This is a genomic window from Shewanella sp. FeAMO, assembly GCF_053653955.1.
This window is the reverse complement of the sequence record NZ_CM132201.1, coordinates 3,432,024-3,448,941: the sequence shown is the minus strand read 5'-3', so window position 1 is coordinate 3,448,941 and position 16,918 is coordinate 3,432,024. Positions and strand designations below refer to the sequence as shown.

Sequence of the window (16,918 nt, the reverse complement as noted above, 5' to 3'; positions counted from 1 at the left end):
TTTGGGCTCAGTAGGTTCAGCGGAAACTCACGTAGAGTTTTTCCTCCTCTGGGATCATGGCCATATCGGAAATGGTCACTTTGCCGGGCAGGAAGCGGCCAATCTTTTTGGCGGTGCGATCGGCGCCGTGACTCATGGCAAACTGATGCAGTGACTCACCATTGCACACCAGACGGGGGAACACTCGCTGTTCATTGATCCGGTACTCACGCAGGGTATTGGAAAACGCTATCATGCTGTTGCTGGCACTGGACTTACAGACCTGGATCAACGCCTGCTCAATATAAGGATCCATTGCGGCCTGGGCACTGAGAGAGCCGAAGCTCAGGCCGGCGACAGCCAGTAATACGGCGCCGGTGCGGGTACGTTGGCAAAGGTTCATGGCTTGCTCCTTTTGGGGATGCTTCAAGTACCATTTAAGTACAGTCGCAGCAGGGGCATTTGCCAGCGATTGAACAGAGGCTTTCTGTCAGCAGTTGTTGCTGCTTGGGCAAGGCGTGTCCCAAGGTGTGGAAGTTTGTCTCTTGGTAAGTAAATGTGTCTGCCCGCGCCCTTATGGGCAGAGCAGACAGACACATAGATGGGGTTGCTGACCTGCTAAAGTGCTTATTGCTCGAGGTCAGCTCCCGAGGGCAAGGGTCAGTCGACCATCCGCAGCAGTTCGTTGATACCCACTTTACCGCGGGTCTTCTCGTCTACCTTTTTGACTATGATGGCGGCGTAAAGATTGTACTTGCCGCAGCTGGAGGGCAGGGTGCCTGACACCACTACAGAACCTGCTGGAACCCGGCCATAGTGAATTTCACCGGTTTCGCGGTCATAGATGCGGGTGCTCTGGCCGATATAGACCCCCATGGAGATCACTGAGCCTTCCTCGACCACTACCCCTTCAACGATTTCAGAGCGGGCACCGATAAAGCAGTTGTCTTCAATAATGGTCGGGCCGGCCTGGAGTGGCTCGAGCACGCCTCCGATACCGACACCGCCGGAGAGATGCACGTTTTTACCAATTTGCGCACAGGAGCCAACCGTGGCCCAGGTGTCGACCATGGTGCCTTCATCTACATAGGCGCCCAGGTTAACGTAAGAGGGCATAAGCACAGTGTTTTTACCGATGAAAGAGCCTTTGCGCACCGCAGCGGGTGGCACAACGCGTATGGCTTCGGTGCGAAAACGCGCTTCATCATAGTCGGCAAACTTCTGTGGTACCTTGTCGAAATACTTGGTTTCGGCCCCATCGATTACGCCATTGTCGAAGATACGGAAAGACAGCAAAACGGCTTTCTTGAGCCATTGGTGCACATGCCACTGGCCGTCCAGTTTCTCGGCCACTCTGGCCTCGCCTCTGTCCAGCATGTCAATCACTCGTTCCACATCGGCGCGCAGCTCGGCGTCAACTGTGGTTGGGCTTATCTGTGCGCGAGCTTCAAAAGCCGCCTCAATACGTTGGCGTAAAGCCTCCATTGGTTTCTCCCGTTTACTTAGGTTGTTGGGGTCCCGAATTGGGACAGGGCACTGATCAGTGACTCTTTCAGCCTTTGTTGCTGGGCTTCATCCAGTGCCAGTCCCTGATTGGTTTGTAGAATAAAAAAGTCCTCGGCGCGCTCGCCTATCGTGGTGATCTTGGCCGCCAGCAGGGTGACATCACAGCGATAGAAGGTTTCACCTATCTTGGCCAACAGGCCCGGGCTATCCAAGGCTATCAGTTCCATCATACTTGTACCATGGCGGCGGGTCGGCAGGAAACTGACCTGAGTCGGAACTTTAAAAGGTTTCATCTTGCGCGACAACTTGCGAAAGCGCGGGATCTTGGGTTGCTCGCCGCTGAGCGCTTTGCCAAGGGTCTTGCGTATGCTTTGTATCCGCGACAGCTGACTAACCGCCTTGCCGTCCTGTTCAAGGATCACAAAGGTATCCAGGGCGTAGTTGTCCTTGGATGTCATGATGTTGGCATCATGAACATTGATATTCTTGTTGTCCAACACCGCCATCACAGTGGCAAACAGCTTGGGTTTGTCCTGGCAATAGACAAACAGCTCGGTACCGCCACGGGTGGTGTGTTTGGATACCATCACCAGTGGCTCATCCTGCTTGTGCTTGAGTATCGCCTCGGCGTGCCAGGCGATTTGATTGGGTTGATGACGCAAAAAGTAATCGGCCTTGAATCTCTGCCACAGCTGATCCAACGCCTTTTCCTTGAAGCCGCGCCGCAGCAACTCTTTCTTGGCCTTGGCCTGATGCTCCCGCACCCGGGCGCGAATATCCACCGGCTTTTCTTTGCCGCGGGCGAGTACCCTCTGGGTGGCAAAATAGAGATCCCTGAGCAGGGAGCCCTTCCAGTTGTTCCAGGTTTTTTCATTGGTGGCACAGATATCGGCCACTGTCAGGCAGTAGAGGTAACTCAGGTGCACCGCATCGCGAACCTTGTCGGCGAAATCGGCGACTACTTCGGGATCGGAAATATCCCGGCGCTGGGCAACAATCGACATCAACAGATGATTTTCCACTAACCAGCTGACCAAGCGGCCGTCGTGGTCGTTGAGGCCATGCAGTTTGCAAAACTCCTGCGCATCCACGGCGCCGAGCTTACTGTGATCGCCGCCGCGCCCCTTGGCGATGTCGTGGAAAATGGCCGCCAAGACCAGAAGCCCTTTTTTCGGCAACTGATTGATCAGTACAGAGCCGAGTGGGAACTCCTCTTTCTGCTCTGCCTGGGCAAATTTGTCGATATTGAGCAGCAGCCTGTGGGTGTGTTCATCTACAGTGTAAGCATGGAAGAGGTCAAACTGCATCTGGCCCTCAATGGCGCGCCAGGCAGGCAAATAAGCCGACATCACCCCATGTTTGTGCATTAGCGACAGAGCCGCAATGCCACGAGGATGGCGGAGGATTTCCATAAATACTCTGCGGCAGCCTTCCCAGGCCATCAGAGGTTGCGGCTGGGCGCGTCTGGCCCTTCTAAGTGCCCTCAGAGTCGGGGCATAAATCCCCTGAATGTTGGAATTGCGGGCCACATGCAAAAACAGTCTGACGATTTCTTCCGGATCGTCAAACAGTGCCAAGTCCAGCGCCTCGATAAAGCGGCCGCGGCGCTGATAGTGTTCATCTATAGGCTGGATTTCCAGCGCCTGGGTGTGCCCCAGGGTGGCACGCTTGAACAGTTGCAGCAGCATCTCGTTGAGCTCCATCACCCGCCGCACTGTGCGGTAATAGCGCTTCATCATCTGCTCGACCGCCAGTTGGGTGGCATCTTCGTAGCCCATCAAGCCGGCGACCTGACGCTGCAAGTCAAACAGCAAACGGTTTTCGTCACGGCCCGATGCCAGGTGCAGGGCAAATCTCAGCTCCCAGAGGAAGTGCTGACACTCCAGCAGCTCTTCGAGTTCGGCCTGCTCCAGAAAACCGTGCCCGACCAACTCTTCGAGTTTGGCGGCATCGAAGTGGCGCATGGCGACCCAGGCTATGGTTTGAATATCCCTGAGGCCGCCGGGGCAGGTCTTGATATTGGGTTCAAGATCGAAGGCATTGGCCCTGGCGTGGCGGGCGCGCTGTTCATCGCGCTTGGCGCTGAAAAACTCGTTCGATGGCCAGAATTGGTGCTCGCGAATCGCATCGTAGAGAGTATCAAACAGGATTTCCGGGCCGGTAAGCAGCCTGGCTTCCAATAGATTGGTGGCTATGGTGATGTCCTGGCGACCCTGCTGCAGGGTTTCGCCCAGGGTTCTGACACTGTGGCCGATTTCAAGACCTGCGTCCCAGAGAAAGGCGATATAGGCGCTGAGCCTGCTCTCGGCTGCCGGGTCCAGGTTGTCATCCACCAGAAACAGCAGATCTATGTCTGAATAGGGGTGCAGCTCGCCGCGGCCATAGCCGCCAACGGCGATAAGGGCGATGGGATAATCATTCAGCCCCTGGGCTTGCCATTGTTCAATCAGCTGCTTATCGACAAAGCGACAGCGGCTGGTAACCAGTTCGACTATCTTTTCTCGCGAGGTAAACCTGTCAAACAGGGCCTGATTCTGCTCACAAAGTGCCGTTTTGGCTGCCAGCGCTGTGCTCATTCTATTCCTTGGGTGACGCCTTATTTGGCGTGATTGATGATCCTCGGGAAATCTTCCTCGGCGCGCAGCGTCAGAACTTCTACGCCGGTCTGGGTGATCAACAGAGTATGTTCCCACTGAGCTGAATTTTTACCATCTGAGGTGGTGACAGTCCAGCCGTCATCCTTGTTCAGTACAGAAGTGTGGCGACCGGCGTTGATCATCGGCTCAATGGTAAAGCACATTCCTGGACGCAGTATGGTCTTGTCGTTGTTTTTGTAGTGCACTACCTGTGGTTCTTCGTGGAAACCGGCGCCGATACCGTGACCGCAGTAATCCTGCACTATCGAATATTTGTCCAGGCCTGACTTGCTGGCCTTGATAAACTTCTCGACCGTGGTGCCAATTTCACCCAACTGCATGCCGGGGCGAACCTTGCGAATGGCGGCGTAGAGGCTTTCCTGAGCGATACGGCACAGGCGGCGATCTTTTGGGCTGACATCGCCAATCAGGAACATTTTGGAAGTGTCGCCGTGATAGCCATCCTTGATGACAGTGATGTCGATATTGAGAATATCGCCGTCCTTGAGCACGCGATCGCTGGGAATACCGTGGCAGATCACCTCATTGATAGAGGTACAGATGGACTTGGGAAAACCATGGTAGTTGAGCGGCGCAGAGATGGCGCCTTGTTCTTCCGTGTACTTGGCGCAGATATCGTTGAGCTCGTTGGTGCTGACCCCTGCCTTGACGTGCGGGGCTATCATTTCCAGTACACTGGCGGCCAACTTACCGGCGGCACGCATTTTCTCAATTTCGTCTGCTGTCTTGATGACTATACTCATGGGGGTTTTCTCTTAATAACCTGTGTCTTGGCCAAGGCCAATCCAACTTGTTTGTGAAACGGTAAAATAACGCTCCTGGCGCGGCTTTGAACTGAGTTTAAGGCCGACGTATGAGCGGTAAAAAATTTGTGTTTGCCGGCGATTTATGGTATAAAGCGCGCCGTTATGTTTGACTCTAAGTGACTTTGAGCTGACGACTCTACGAGTTCGAATTGACTTCAAGTCGGGCTGCCTTCGGTGGGAGATCCCATTTCGTTGGCAGGTCAGAGTAAAGATGGCGGCCATTATACATGGCATTTAACTCAAATACTAAATCACACACGTATCGACACATTCTTCGGGGTGCCCGCGGCTTGGCCAAAGGGTCGAAGACATGGGATGCGTGGAGGTCTAACCCCTTAAATTAAGGTATAGAAAATGACTACAGTTTCAATGCGCGATATGCTCCAGGCCGGTGTACACTTTGGTCACCAAACCCGTTACTGGAACCCTAAGATGAAGCCTTTCATCTTCGGCGCCCGCAACGGTGTACACATCATCAACCTCGAGCACACTGTGCCAATGTTCAATGAAGCTCTGGCTTTCATCAGCAACATTGCTTCCAAGAAAGGTAAAATCCTGTTCGTAGGCACCAAGCGCGCTGCCAGTGAAGCCATCAAAGAAGCTGCCGTATCTTGCGAGCAGTTCTACGTGGACAAGCGCTGGCTCGGCGGTATGCTGACCAACTGGAAAACCGTTCGTCAGTCAATCAAGCGCCTGAAAGATCTGGAAACCCAGTCTGTTGACGGTACTTTCGACAAGCTGACCAAGAAAGAAGCGCTGATGCGTACCCGTGAGCTGGAAAAGCTTGAGAAGTCTCTGGGTGGTATCAAGAACATGGGCGGTCTGCCAGACGCCATTTTCGTTATCGGTGCCGACCATGAACACATCGCTATCAAAGAAGCCAACAACCTGGGTATCCCAGTTGTTGCCGTAGTAGATACCAACTCTGCTCCAGATGGCGTTGACTACATCATTCCTGGTAACGACGACGCTATGCGTGCAATCCGTTTGTATGCTGAGTCTGTAGCTGCTGCTGCCAAAGCTGGCCGTGGTCAGGACCTGGCTGTTCAAGCTGAAGAAGACGGTTTCATCGAAGCTGAATAATAAGGTGCGATGCTAGTACATCACCCTTATTAACCAAGAGATATGATTGGTTAACAGGGGCCATATGGCCCCTGTTTTATACCTGATTATCAACAGGTTAAATTTGTCGAATTATCAATTGAGGATTTAACAATGGCAATTACTGCTGCCCTGGTTAAAGAACTGCGCGACCGTACTGGCGCAGGCATGATGGATTGTAAAAAAGCCCTGACCGAAACTAACGGTGATATCGAAGCTGCAATCGATAACATGCGTAAGAGCGGCGCGGCCAAAGCGGCCAAGAAAGCCGGTAACATCGCTGCCGAAGGTACTATCCTGATCAAGAACGGTGCTGGTTACACTGCTCTGGTTGAAGTTAACTGCCAGACTGACTTCGTAGCAAAAGACTCCAACTTCCTGGCTTTCGCCAACGAAGTTCTGGAAGCTGCCGCTGCTGCCAAAGTGACTGTTGAAGATCTGAAAGCTCAGTTCGAAGAAGCGCGTGTTGCCCTGGTTGCCAAAATCGGTGAAAACATCAATGTTCGTCGCGTTGAGTACATCGACGGTGACAAAATGGCTTTCTACCGTCACGGCGATCGCATCGGTGTAGTTGTTACCGGTGAAGCCGATGAAGAAACGCTGAAGCACATCGCAATGCACGTTGCTGCCTCTAAGCCTGAGTACGTTAACCCAGAAGACGTTCCAGCTGAAGTGGTTGAGAAAGAGCGTTCCGTTCAAGTTGAAATCGCTATGAACGAAGGCAAGCCTCAGGAAATCGCTGAGAAGATGGTTGCCGGCCGCATGAAGAAGTTCACCGGTGAGGTTTCTCTGACTGGTCAGCCATTCATCATGGAGCCAAAGAAAACTGTTGGTGAAGTTCTGAAAGAGAAAGGCGCCACTGTGACTAACTTCATCCGCCTGGAAGTGGGTGAAGGTATCGAGAAGAAAGAAGAAGATTTCGCTTCTGAAGTAGCTGCCCAAATCGCTGCTTCCAAGAAGGCTTAATCGCCAATTCTTAACCCTCCCAAGACCGCAGCAGCCGCTGCGGTCTTGTTATGACCAGGACAGAAAAAGATGAGCACCAACCCAAAACCTGCATTTCGACGTATTCTGCTGAAACTGAGTGGCGAAGCCCTGATGGGCGAAGAAGGCTTCGGTATCGATCCCAAAGTACTGGATCGTATGGCCCAGGAGATTAAAGAGCTGGTTGAGCTCGGCATTCAGGTTGGCGTGGTCATCGGTGGCGGAAACCTGTTCCGTGGTGAAGGACTGGCCAAGGCCGGTATGAACCGCGTGGTGGGCGATCACATGGGTATGCTGGCGACAGTGATGAATGGTCTGGCGATGCGTGATGCGCTGCACCGTGCCTATGTTAATGCCCGTCTGATGTCTGCTATTCCGCTCAATGGTGTGTGCGATAGATACAACTGGGCCGAGGCTATCAGCCTGCTCAAGTCCGGACGTGTGGTGATTTTTGCTGCCGGTACCGGTAACCCATTCTGTACTACAGACTCTGCTGCTTGCCTGAGAGGGATTGAAATTGAAGCAGAAGTCGTGCTAAAAGGCACTAAAGTTGACGGCGTATATTCGGATGATCCGATGAAGAACCCCGAAGCCGTCAAATACGATGAACTGAGTTACACTGAAGTTCTGGATAAAGAATTGAAAGTCATGGATCTGGCCGCCTTCACCATGGCCCGTGACCACGACATGCCTATATTGGTCTTCAATATGAATAAGCCAGGCGCACTGCGCCGGGTGATCATGGGTGAAGAAGCCGAAGGCACGCTGATCAAAACGAAATAACCGACTGATTGCAAAAAGGACATTTAACGTGATTGATGCGATTAAAGAAGATGCACAGGTTCGTATGGACAAGTGTGTAGATGCCACCAAGGCGCAAATGGCCAAAGTGCGTACCGGCCGTGCTCACCCTGCATTGCTGGACTCTATCCAGGTGTCTTACTACGGCACCATGACCCCGCTCAAGCAGGTGGGTAATATCTCTGTTGAAGACAGCCGCACTCTGGCGGTTAACGTATTCGACCGTAGCATGATCCAGGCCGTAGAGAAGGCGATCATGAGCTCAGATCTGGGCCTGAACCCTATGTCTGCCGGTGCCACTATCCGTATCCCTCTGCCGGCTCTGACCGAAGAGCGTCGTCGTGATCTGGTTAAAGTGGTTCGCGCCGAAGCCGAAAACGGCCGCGTGGCTGTGCGTAACGTTCGTCGTGATGCCAACTCTGCGGTGAAGAACCTGGAGAAGGAAAAAGAGTGTACCGAGGACGATGTACGCCGTAGCGAAGAGGAAGTGCAGAAGATAACTGACGCACATATCAAGAAGATAGACGAGCTGTTGGCCGCAAAAGAAGCGGAATTGATGGAAGTCTGATATTGACTCGCTAAACTAGAGTTGATGCGCCGTGTAGGGGTATACTACGCGGCGTTTGTCTATTTATAAGGGTTGTTTATTCAGATGTCATCCAATATGGAAGCCGATCCTACGACTCCAACCAGCACCGGCGACTGCCTGACCTCTGAGTGCTTACCGGAGCAGCTTTCAGAGCTGGTAAAGCAGTCTATCCCGCAGCATGTGGCTATCATTATGGATGGTAACGGCCGTTGGGCTCAGGCCCAGGGTAAACCCAGAGTCATAGGCCATAAGGCCGGTGTCAAGGCTGTGCGCCGCGCCGTGAGTACCGCCAGGCAACTCGGGGTACGTTCACTGACCCTGTTTGCGTTTTCCAGTGAAAACTGGCGTCGTCCGGATCAGGAAGTCAGCCTGCTGATGGAACTGTTTTTTACCGTGCTGCGCCGGGAAATCAAACTGCTGCACCAAAACGGTGTCCGGCTGAACATCATAGGTGATACCAGCCGCTTCTCCGAGAGGCTGCAAAAGCAGATCCGCGCAGCCGAAGAGAAAACCGCCGCCAATTCAGAGCTTATCCTCAATGTTGCCGCCAACTACGGTGGCCGCTGGGACATAATGCAAGCTGCTCGTAAACTGGCCGAAAAAGTAGAATCCGGTGAAATGACCAGCAGTCAGTTCAGCGAAGAGGCCTTGGCAGAACATTTGTGCATGCAAAATCAACATGAAGTTGATTTAATGATCCGTACGGGCGGGGATTACCGCATCAGTAATTTTATTCTCTGGCAGGCGGCTTATGCCGAGTTGGTCTTTACCGACACCCTTTGGCCGGATTTTGATGAGCAGGCGTTTCGCCAGGCAGTGGCGACTTTTGCCAGCCGCCAGCGTCGTTTTGGTCTGACCGGAAGTCAGATAGAAGAAATACGCAGCGTATAACATCTTACGAGGGACATTTTTTGCTAAAACAACGAATAATAACAGCAATTTGGTTAATCCCACTGGTTATGGGGGCTATCTTTTTGCTCCCGGCAAGTTATTTTTCATGGGCCTTGGTGGCGGTATTTCTGATTGCGGCAAAAGAATGGGGCCGCATTATCGACAGCCGCTGTGAGGTTACTCAATGGAGTTTTACCGCTACCCTGGCGATAGTGCTGGTGGCGATTAATCTTCTGGTTCCGGCCGATGCCGTCTGGTCCAGGGGCCAGTTACACCCCATTATGCTGGCCATCATTCTTATTGGTGCCTGTTGGTGGTTGTTCTCTCTGGTGCTGGTGATCTCCTATCCCCGCAGCGCCAAACTTTGGCAGGGCAGCCCTATGCTCAAGTCCATGTTCGGCCAGTTGACCCTGCTACCTTGTTTCGCTTCCCTGATCGCCCTCAAAGCGCTCAGCAGTCCTGCTGACCCTTATTTTGGCGGTATCCTGGTGTTTTTGGTGATGCTGACGGTATGGGCCGCTGATTCAGGGGCCTACTTTGCCGGTAAGGCGTTGGGGCGGATTAAACTCATGCCCAATGTCAGCCCGGCCAAGACCCTGGAAGGTTTGCTGGGTGGCCTGCTGACCACCATGGTGGTAGTGGCCGGGGTCAGCTATTTCTCTCCCGAACAGGAGCTTGGACTGCTGTTTGCCGTGACCCTGTTTACCGCACTTGCCTCGGCGCTTGGCGATCTGTCCGAGAGCATGTTCAAGCGCGCCGCTAAAATTAAAGACTCGGGCACCATATTGCCCGGCCACGGTGGTGTGCTGGATCGCATCGACAGCCTGACCGCAGCCTTGCCCGTCTTTACCCTTATCTATATTGCATTCTGGATGTAGTGCTATGCAAAACATGGTGATTTTAGGAGCGACTGGCTCAATTGGTGCCAGTACCCTCAGTGTGATCCAACATAATCCGGCGGCATATCATGTTTATGCGCTGGTGGCCAATACCAATGTGGACAAGATGGCCGAGTTGTGTGCGATCCACCGACCTGAAATTGCCCATATGGTTTGCCCTCAAGCGGCCAAGGCATTGGCCGAGCGTTTGGGTACGGGCTCGGATACCCGGGTCAGTACCGGCGAGTCCGAACTACTTGAGCTGGTGACTCACAGCCGGGTCGATACCGTGATGGCGGCCATAGTTGGCGCCGCCGGTATGATACCAACACTGGCATCAGTCAAGGCAGGTAAGCGAGTGCTGCTGGCCAACAAAGAGGCGCTGGTAATGTCCGGGCGCTTATTTATGGAAGCCACCCGCCAATCGGGCGCGACTCTGCTGCCGGTAGACAGCGAGCACAACGCTATTTTCCAATGCCTGCCGGAAGCCGTGCAGCAACAGCTGGGTTATTGCAACCTTCAAGGTGCAGGGATTTCATCGATTCTGCTCACCGGCTCAGGCGGGCCATTTTTGAGCGCCGATCTTGCCAGTCTGGCGAGTGTGACGCCGGCCCAGGCTATCAAGCATCCCAACTGGTCCATGGGGCCTAAAATTTCTGTCGATTCGGCGACCATGATGAATAAAGGGCTTGAGTATGTAGAGGCGCGCTGGCTCTTCAACGCCAGTGCCGAGCAGCTCAAGGTGGTTATCCACCCCCAGAGTGTGATTCACTCCATGGTGCAGTATCAGGATGGCAGCGTGCTGGCGCAGCTGGGTAATCCGGATATGCGCACCCCGATAGCCCATTGTATGGCCTATCCAGAGAGAATTGTCTCCGGGGTTGAACCTTTGGACTTTTTCAAAGTCGGACAATTGAGCTTCTGTGAGCCGGATTTTGCCCGCTATCCCTGTCTGGAGCTGGCAATGAGTGCCTGCGCTTCGGGCCAGGAAGCCACTACAGTGCTTAATGCAGCCAATGAAATGGCCGTCGCCAGCTTCCTTAAAGGGGAAATCGGCTTTACCGATATCGCCCGGGTCAATGAAGCTTGTTTGGCGCGTGTGCCGCAATCGCCTTTAAATTCCATAGCGGATATTCTGGCATTGGACGGCCAAAGCCGTCAGTATGCCGAGGAAGCTATCGCCGGATGCAAGTGAGGAAAATAAGGTCTGATGTTTGATTTTTTATGGAACCTGGGCGCTTTTATCGTCGCCTTGGGGATACTGATCACCGCCCATGAATATGGCCACTTTTGGGTAGCCAGGCGCTGTGGTGTCAAGGTAGAGCGTTTCTCCATCGGCTTTGGTAAGGCGATTTGGCGTCGCCTCGGTAAAGATGGCACCGAATATGTGATAGCCATGATCCCGCTTGGGGGCTATGTCAAAATGCTCGACGAACGGGTCGAGGATGTGCCCGAGGAGCTTAAAGATCAGGCCTTTAATCGCAAGAGTGTCTGGGCGCGTATCGCGATAGTCGCTGCCGGGCCGATAGCCAACTTTATCTTTGCCATTTTCGCGCTCTATATTATGTATCTCATCGGTGTGCCTTCACTCAAGCCGGTGATCAGCGATGTCAGACCCGGCTCGCCTGCGGCCGTGATGCAGATAGATGGCCCACAGCAGATAGTGGCGGTTTCCGGGCAAAAGGTACGCAACTGGGAAGAGGTGAATCTGGCGCTGGTCGGTCATATCGGCGATGACAGCATGAGCTTGACCCTGAGGCCTCTCAGCCAGGTATCTCAGCCAGATGATGGGCTTGAGCCTTCCGGACGCACCTATCAGTTGGATATTCGCAACTGGCGTTTCGATCCGGAAAAAGAATCCCCCTTCAGCACCCTGGGGCTGGATATCTTCCGTCCGGATGTGATCCCTGAAGTGGAGACGGTTACCGAGGGCGGTGCGGCCGCCAAGGCCGGGGTCAAGGCCGGTGATATTCTGGTGGCCGTCAATGGTGAGGCATACAGCGACTGGCAAACCTTTGTCGGACAAATTAAAGTATCTGCCGGAAAGCCGCTGCAATTGACGGTTAAACGCGGCGGTGAGCAACAGACCTTCACACTTATCCCGGACAGCCGCAAGGGTGCCAATGGGGAAATGGAAGGTGTCATCGGCCTGGCGCCCAAAGCCCCCAAGTGGCCGGACAATATGCTGCTGGATCTGCAGTATGGCCCGCTTGAGTCTATCTCGGTGGCGGCAGATAAAACATGGCAACTTGTGGTAGTCAGCTTTAAGATGATCGCCAAGTTGTTTACCGGTGATGTTTCGGTTAAAAATTTAAGCGGCCCCATCTCCATCGCGCAGGGGGCCGGTAACAGCGCCAACATAGGGTTGGTCTATTTTCTCGGGTTCCTCGCCCTGATAAGCGTAAACCTCGGCATTATTAACCTTTTGCCGTTGCCAGTGCTGGACGGGGGACACTTGATGTATTACTTGGTGGAAGTAATAACAGGTAAGCCTGTATCCGAACGGGTACAGGAAATTGGATTCAGATTTGGGGCGGCGTTGCTGCTGATGTTGATGAGCATTGCCCTTTTCAATGATTTTGCCCGACTCTGAGCAAGGACAGACAAATAATTAGAAGTGCGCTATGCGATTGAATAAACTTTTTGCCTCGATGTTATTAGTCGGCGCGTCGTTTTCAGGGAATGGTTGGGCAGAGTCTTTCCAGCCTTTTGAAGTGACCGACATCCAAGTTGAAGGTTTGCAACGAGTGGCACTCGGTGCGGCCTTGCTGAGTTTGCCTGTCAAAGTGGGCGACACAGTCGATCAACTCAAGTTGCAACAGGCGATAAAGAGCCTGTATGCCTCCAGTAACTTTGAAAATGTTCAGGTGTCTCGCGATGGCGGAGTGCTGATAGTGTCGGTACGTGAAAGACCGACCATCAGTGCCGTGACCTTCGAAGGTAACAAGGACATCAAAGATGAACAGTTGCAGGAAAGCCTGGACGGCAGTGGTGTGAAAGTGGGCGAAGCCCTCGACCGCACTATGCTCTCGGGTATCGAGAAGGGCCTGCAGGACTTCTACTACGGCGTGGGCAAATACGGCGCCAAGGTCGAGGCTCAGGTGATTAACCTGCCTCGTAACCGGGTAGAACTCAAGTTCAAGTTTACCGAAGGTCTGGCGGCCGAAATCCGTCAGATCAACATAGTGGGTAACGAGCGTTTCAGTGATGCCGACCTTATCGGTATGTTGGAGCTCAAAGACTATGTGGCCTGGTGGGATCTGTTCGGCGAGCGCCGTTATCAGAAGCAAAAGCTGCAGGCCGACCTTGAAACCATCAAGACCCACTACCACAACAATGGTTATATCCGTTTTAAGGTGACCTCGACTCAGGTGGCGATGACGCCGGACCGTAAGGGCCTCTACATCACCATTAACGTCGATGAAGGCGACCAGTACAAGGTTAAGGAAGTCAACCTGACCGGTGAACTCATGGGCCGTGAAGAGTTGCTCAAGGGTATCTTGCCGATCAAAGCCGGTGAGCAATACAACGGCGCCGATGTTACCTTTACTGAAGAGATGTACAGCAAGTATCTGGGCCGTTTCGGTTATGCCTATCCAGAGGTGAAGACTTTCCCTGAGATCGATGATGAAACCAAGGAAGTCACCCTGAATGTTAACGTCAAGCCCGGCAAGCGTGTTTATGTACGCTCCATCAACTTCACCGGTAATACAGTGACCAAAGATGAAGTGATGCGCCGTGAGCTGAGACAGATGGAAGGGGCCTGGTTGAACTCGGCCTTGGTCGAGCAATCCAAGGCGCGCCTCAACCGTTTGGGCTACTTTGAAACTGTCGACACCGAAACCGTGCAGGTGCCGGGCACAGACGACCTGGTGGATGTGGCCTTCAAGGTGAAAGAGCAGCCATCAGGCTCCTTTAACGCTGGTGTAGGTTATGGTACCGAGTCAGGACTGAGTCTGCAGTTCGGGGTTCAGCAGTCCAACTTCCTCGGTACGGGTAACCAGGCCGGGATTAACCTGAACACCAACAAGTACTCCAAGAACGTCAACCTGTCTTATACCGATCCTTATTTCACCAAGGATGGGGTCAGCCTGGGTGGCAGCATCTACTGGAACGAGTTCGACGCCAACGAGGCCAACCTTGAGCGTTATAAGAACAGCTCCTATGGGATTGCACTCAACAGTGGTTTCCCCATTAACGAGTACAACAGGATCAATGGCGGCATAGGCTATCGCCATAACACCATTTCTGAAATTTCCAGTTATGAGCAGGCTATCCGTTTCTATAACATTTACCGTGACAGTGATGACCCCAACTCTGACTTGAGCTTCGACAACTTCGAGCTCAGCCTCGGCTGGTATCGCAGTACCCTTAACCGCGGAACCTTCCCAACCGACGGTTCATCCCAGCGTTTGAGCGGTAAGATCACGGTTCCCGGTTCTGATCTGCAGTACTTCAAGACCGACTTTGACACCAGCTTCTACTGGCCGCTGACCCGCAGCCACAAGTTTGTGCTCTTGACCCGTGCCCGTTTGGGGTATGGTAACGGTTACGGTGGTTTCAATGAAAACGACCAGATCCTGCCATTCTGGGAAAACTACTACTCAGGTGGTTCCAGCTCACTGCGTGGCTTTAAGTCCAACTCCGTGGGCCCAAGGGCCTTCTATCTGTATCGCGGCAGCGAGCCTTGTTCACCCAATCCGGATGGTGAAGGCTGTAGCCTGCCGGGCGATCCAAACCAAGTTTACATCAGCTCAGGCCGTTCTATCGGTGGTAACGCCATCGCCACGGCCAGTATGGAGCTGATTGTGCCGACTCCTTTCCTGGATGAGGCCTATAGCAACTCAGTACGTACCAGCTTCTTTATCGATGCGGGTAACGTCTGGGATACGGAGTTTGATTATGACTCCTATCGTTTCTTGCCGGCAGATGAGTTTTCCAAGTTGGCCGATTACAGTGATCCGAGCCGTATCCGTGCTTCCTGGGGTCTTAGCCTGCAATGGCTGTCACCCATGGGCCCCATGGTGTTCAGCCTGGCCTGGCCTGTTAAGGAATACGACGATGACGAGACCGAGATCTTCTCGTTCAATATTGGCAAAACTTTCTAAATTACATAAACTCGGCAAGCATTGCTGAAGAAAAACAAGGAGTCTGATTTTGAAAAAAATGGTAAACGGCGCACTGATGACGCTGATGTTGATGGGTGCTCCCCTGGCCGCACAAGCGGAGAAACTGGCGGTTGTCGATATGGGCGCTGTGTTTGAACAACTGCCACAACGCGAGCAGATCAGCAACGCACTCAAGACTGAATTCGGCGATCGTATGGCTGAAGTACAGAAGCTGCAGGAAGACCTCCGTGGTTTGCTGGAAAAGCAGCAGCGTGATGCCGCGCTGATGAGCGAAACGCAAAAGACCGAACTGGTTCGTAAAATGGAATCCCTGAAGGCTGACTATCAGCTCAAAGGTAAGGCGCTGGATGAAGATCTGCGTCGTCGTCAGGGTGAAGAGCAAAACAAACTGCTGGTAAAAGTGCAGAAGGCTATCAACACCATAGCTGAAAAAGAGAAGTACGACATGGTACTGCAACGTGGCGCCGTGGTTTATGTTAAGCCAGCTGCCGACATCAGCTCCAAAGTGGTTGAAGCCTTGAGCAAAGGCAAGTAAATCGATGAAGTCTTTTTCGTTGAAAGAGCTTGGTCAGCTGTTAGGGGCCGAAGTTCGTGGGGATGACAGTGTGACTGTCTCCTCTGTGGCGACACTTGAAAAGGCGCGGCCGGATCAGATCACCTTTCTGGCCAACACCAAATACCGTAGCCAGCTGGAGCAGACTCAGGCTGGTGCGGTATTGATCTCGCCTAAAGAGTTGGACGGTTTTGCCGGTAACGCCTTGGTGCTCAATGACCCTTATGTCGGCTTTGCCAGAGTTGCGCAATTGCTGGACAGCACGCCGGTTGCAGCAGAGGATATCCATCCCTCGGCGCAAATTCATCCCAGTGCCAAACTGGGTGAGGGCGTTGCGGTGGGGGCCAATGCGGTCATCGGGGCCAACAGTATTTTGGGCGAAAACGTCCAGATAGGTGCCGGTACAGTGGTCGGTCAGGACGTTATCATAGGCTCGGGCAGCCGCCTGTGGGCCAATGTCACCGTCTATCACGATGTACATTTGGGGCAAAACTGTATCGTTCACTCTGGGGCCGTTATCGGCTCCGATGGTTTCGGTTATGCCAACGAACGCGGTCAGTGGATCAAAATCCCTCAGACAGGCGGCGTGCGCATAGGTGACAGAGTAGAGATTGGCGCCGGTACTACTATAGATCGCGGCGCGATCGATCATACTGAAATCCATGATGGCGTGATAATCGACAACCAGGTGCAGGTAGCTCACAACGATGTCATAGGTGCCAACACTGCGATTGCCGGTTGCACAGTACTGGCAGGCAGCGTGACTATAGGTAAACATTGTATTATTGGTGGCAACTGCGCGATTTCCGGTCATCTGAGCATTACGGATGGGGTGCACGTCACTGGCAGCACCAACATTACTAACGATGTTCGTGAACCTGGGGTATACTCCTCGGCCACTGTGGCCATGCCCAACAGGCTGTGGCGTAAAAATACGGTTCGCTTCCGTCAGTTGGACGAGCTGTTCCAGCGGGTCAAAACCCTGGAAAAAACCGTTAAACCCCAAGATTAATACCGCTGTGCGTTAAGCGGCATGAGGAAACG

Annotated in this window: 15 protein-coding genes; 11 read left to right on the top strand and 4 right to left on the bottom strand. The window is 53.2% G+C overall.

What is annotated here, in order from left to right; genetic code table 11:
* Nucleotides 1-16 precede the first annotated feature (16 nt).
* The 4 genes from ACWAU4_RS15535 to map all read right to left on the bottom strand — a co-directional run bounded on the left by ACWAU4_RS15535 (nucleotide 17) and on the right by map (nucleotide 4,885).
* Nucleotides 17-382 carry a DUF3718 domain-containing protein gene (locus ACWAU4_RS15535; RefSeq protein ID WP_025010977.1) on the bottom strand — a complete coding sequence of 122 codons (366 nt, stop codon included), beginning with the start codon at nucleotides 380-382 and terminating at the stop codon, nucleotides 17-19.
* A 257-nt stretch (nucleotides 383-639) separates the two neighbouring features.
* Nucleotides 640-1,464 carry a 2,3,4,5-tetrahydropyridine-2,6-dicarboxylate N-succinyltransferase gene (dapD, locus tag ACWAU4_RS15530; protein ID WP_071238232.1) on the bottom strand — a complete coding sequence of 275 codons (825 nt, stop codon included), beginning with the start codon at nucleotides 1,462-1,464 and terminating at the stop codon, nucleotides 640-642.
* Nucleotides 1,465-1,481: 17 nt separating this feature from the next.
* Entirely contained in the window at nucleotides 1,482-4,061 is a 2,580-nt protein-coding gene (gene glnD, locus ACWAU4_RS15525) for a bifunctional uridylyltransferase/uridylyl-removing protein GlnD (RefSeq protein WP_167715215.1), read from the bottom strand.
* 20 nt (nucleotides 4,062-4,081) lie between these two features.
* Complete coding sequence (gene map, locus ACWAU4_RS15520; protein ID WP_028779850.1) at nucleotides 4,082-4,885, bottom strand: type I methionyl aminopeptidase; 804 nt, start codon at nucleotides 4,883-4,885, stop codon at nucleotides 4,082-4,084.
* A gap of 417 nt (nucleotides 4,886-5,302) precedes the next feature.
* Between map and rpsB the strand changes: the two genes are divergently transcribed.
* From rpsB to lpxD, 11 genes are all read left to right on the top strand, one after another.
* On the top strand, nucleotides 5,303-6,031 hold the full coding sequence (gene rpsB, locus ACWAU4_RS15515) for a 30S ribosomal protein S2 (RefSeq protein ID WP_025010979.1): 729 nt from the start codon (nucleotides 5,303-5,305) through the stop codon (nucleotides 6,029-6,031).
* A gap of 132 nt (nucleotides 6,032-6,163) precedes the next feature.
* Nucleotides 6,164-7,015: a translation elongation factor Ts gene (gene tsf, locus ACWAU4_RS15510; protein WP_044734899.1), complete on the top strand. Its 852-nt coding sequence runs from the start codon at nucleotides 6,164-6,166 to the stop codon at nucleotides 7,013-7,015.
* Between the two features lie 69 nt (nucleotides 7,016-7,084).
* The gene (gene pyrH, locus ACWAU4_RS15505; RefSeq protein ID WP_025010980.1) at nucleotides 7,085-7,816 is read left to right on the top strand and encodes a UMP kinase; all 732 of its coding nucleotides are present in this window, start codon (nucleotides 7,085-7,087) and stop codon (nucleotides 7,814-7,816) included.
* Between the two features lie 28 nt (nucleotides 7,817-7,844).
* Nucleotides 7,845-8,402 (top strand): ribosome recycling factor, encoded by a 558-nt coding sequence (frr, locus tag ACWAU4_RS15500; RefSeq protein ID WP_025010981.1) that lies wholly within the window; start codon nucleotides 7,845-7,847, stop codon nucleotides 8,400-8,402.
* A gap of 84 nt (nucleotides 8,403-8,486) precedes the next feature.
* Nucleotides 8,487-9,314 carry a polyprenyl diphosphate synthase gene (uppS, locus tag ACWAU4_RS15495; protein WP_028779852.1) on the top strand — a complete coding sequence of 276 codons (828 nt, stop codon included), beginning with the start codon at nucleotides 8,487-8,489 and terminating at the stop codon, nucleotides 9,312-9,314.
* 20 nt (nucleotides 9,315-9,334) lie between these two features.
* Nucleotides 9,335-10,192 carry a phosphatidate cytidylyltransferase gene (locus ACWAU4_RS15490; protein ID WP_208124953.1) on the top strand — a complete coding sequence of 286 codons (858 nt, stop codon included), beginning with the start codon at nucleotides 9,335-9,337 and terminating at the stop codon, nucleotides 10,190-10,192.
* A 4-nt stretch (nucleotides 10,193-10,196) separates the two neighbouring features.
* Nucleotides 10,197-11,387, top strand: coding sequence for a 1-deoxy-D-xylulose-5-phosphate reductoisomerase (gene ispC, locus ACWAU4_RS15485; RefSeq protein WP_025887251.1), 1,191 nt, complete (start codon nucleotides 10,197-10,199; stop codon nucleotides 11,385-11,387).
* Nucleotides 11,388-11,402: 15 nt separating this feature from the next.
* Nucleotides 11,403-12,785, top strand: a complete 1,383-nt coding sequence (gene rseP / locus ACWAU4_RS15480; RefSeq protein WP_028779855.1) for a sigma E protease regulator RseP — start codon at nucleotides 11,403-11,405, stop codon at nucleotides 12,783-12,785.
* A 31-nt stretch (nucleotides 12,786-12,816) separates the two neighbouring features.
* A complete protein-coding gene (gene bamA / locus ACWAU4_RS15475; RefSeq protein ID WP_025887252.1) occupies nucleotides 12,817-15,300 on the top strand; it encodes an outer membrane protein assembly factor BamA in 2,484 nt (827 codons plus the stop codon).
* A gap of 58 nt (nucleotides 15,301-15,358) precedes the next feature.
* Entirely contained in the window at nucleotides 15,359-15,856 is a 498-nt protein-coding gene (locus ACWAU4_RS15470) for an OmpH/Skp family outer membrane protein (protein WP_037466989.1), read from the top strand.
* A gap of 4 nt (nucleotides 15,857-15,860) precedes the next feature.
* Nucleotides 15,861-16,886, top strand: a complete 1,026-nt coding sequence (gene lpxD, locus ACWAU4_RS15465; RefSeq protein ID WP_107110913.1) for a UDP-3-O-(3-hydroxymyristoyl)glucosamine N-acyltransferase — start codon at nucleotides 15,861-15,863, stop codon at nucleotides 16,884-16,886.
* Nucleotides 16,887-16,918 lie beyond the last annotated feature (32 nt).

Bases quoted from the DNA above. Each gene is read 5' to 3' on its own strand.
- bamA (WP_025887252.1), top strand. From the start codon at position 12,817: ATGCGATTGAATAAACTTTTTGCCTCGATGTTATTAGTCGGCGCGTCG.
- map (WP_028779850.1), bottom strand. From the start codon at position 4,885: ATGAGTATAGTCATCAAGACAGCAGACGAAATTGAGAAAATGCGTGCC.
- rpsB (WP_025010979.1), top strand. From the start codon at position 5,303: ATGACTACAGTTTCAATGCGCGATATGCTCCAGGCCGGTGTACACTTT.
- tsf (WP_044734899.1), top strand. From the start codon at position 6,164: ATGGCAATTACTGCTGCCCTGGTTAAAGAACTGCGCGACCGTACTGGC.
- uppS (WP_028779852.1), top strand. From the start codon at position 8,487: ATGTCATCCAATATGGAAGCCGATCCTACGACTCCAACCAGCACCGGC.
- ACWAU4_RS15470 (WP_037466989.1), top strand. From the start codon at position 15,359: ATGGTAAACGGCGCACTGATGACGCTGATGTTGATGGGTGCTCCCCTG.
- lpxD (WP_107110913.1), top strand. From the start codon at position 15,861: ATGAAGTCTTTTTCGTTGAAAGAGCTTGGTCAGCTGTTAGGGGCCGAA.
- rseP (WP_028779855.1), top strand. From the start codon at position 11,403: ATGTTTGATTTTTTATGGAACCTGGGCGCTTTTATCGTCGCCTTGGGG.
- glnD (WP_167715215.1), bottom strand. From the start codon at position 4,061: ATGAGCACAGCGCTGGCAGCCAAAACGGCACTTTGTGAGCAGAATCAG.
- ACWAU4_RS15535 (WP_025010977.1), bottom strand. From the start codon at position 382: ATGAACCTTTGCCAACGTACCCGCACCGGCGCCGTATTACTGGCTGTC.
- dapD (WP_071238232.1), bottom strand. From the start codon at position 1,464: ATGGAGGCTTTACGCCAACGTATTGAGGCGGCTTTTGAAGCTCGCGCA.
- pyrH (WP_025010980.1), top strand. From the start codon at position 7,085: ATGAGCACCAACCCAAAACCTGCATTTCGACGTATTCTGCTGAAACTG.
- ispC (WP_025887251.1), top strand. From the start codon at position 10,197: ATGCAAAACATGGTGATTTTAGGAGCGACTGGCTCAATTGGTGCCAGT.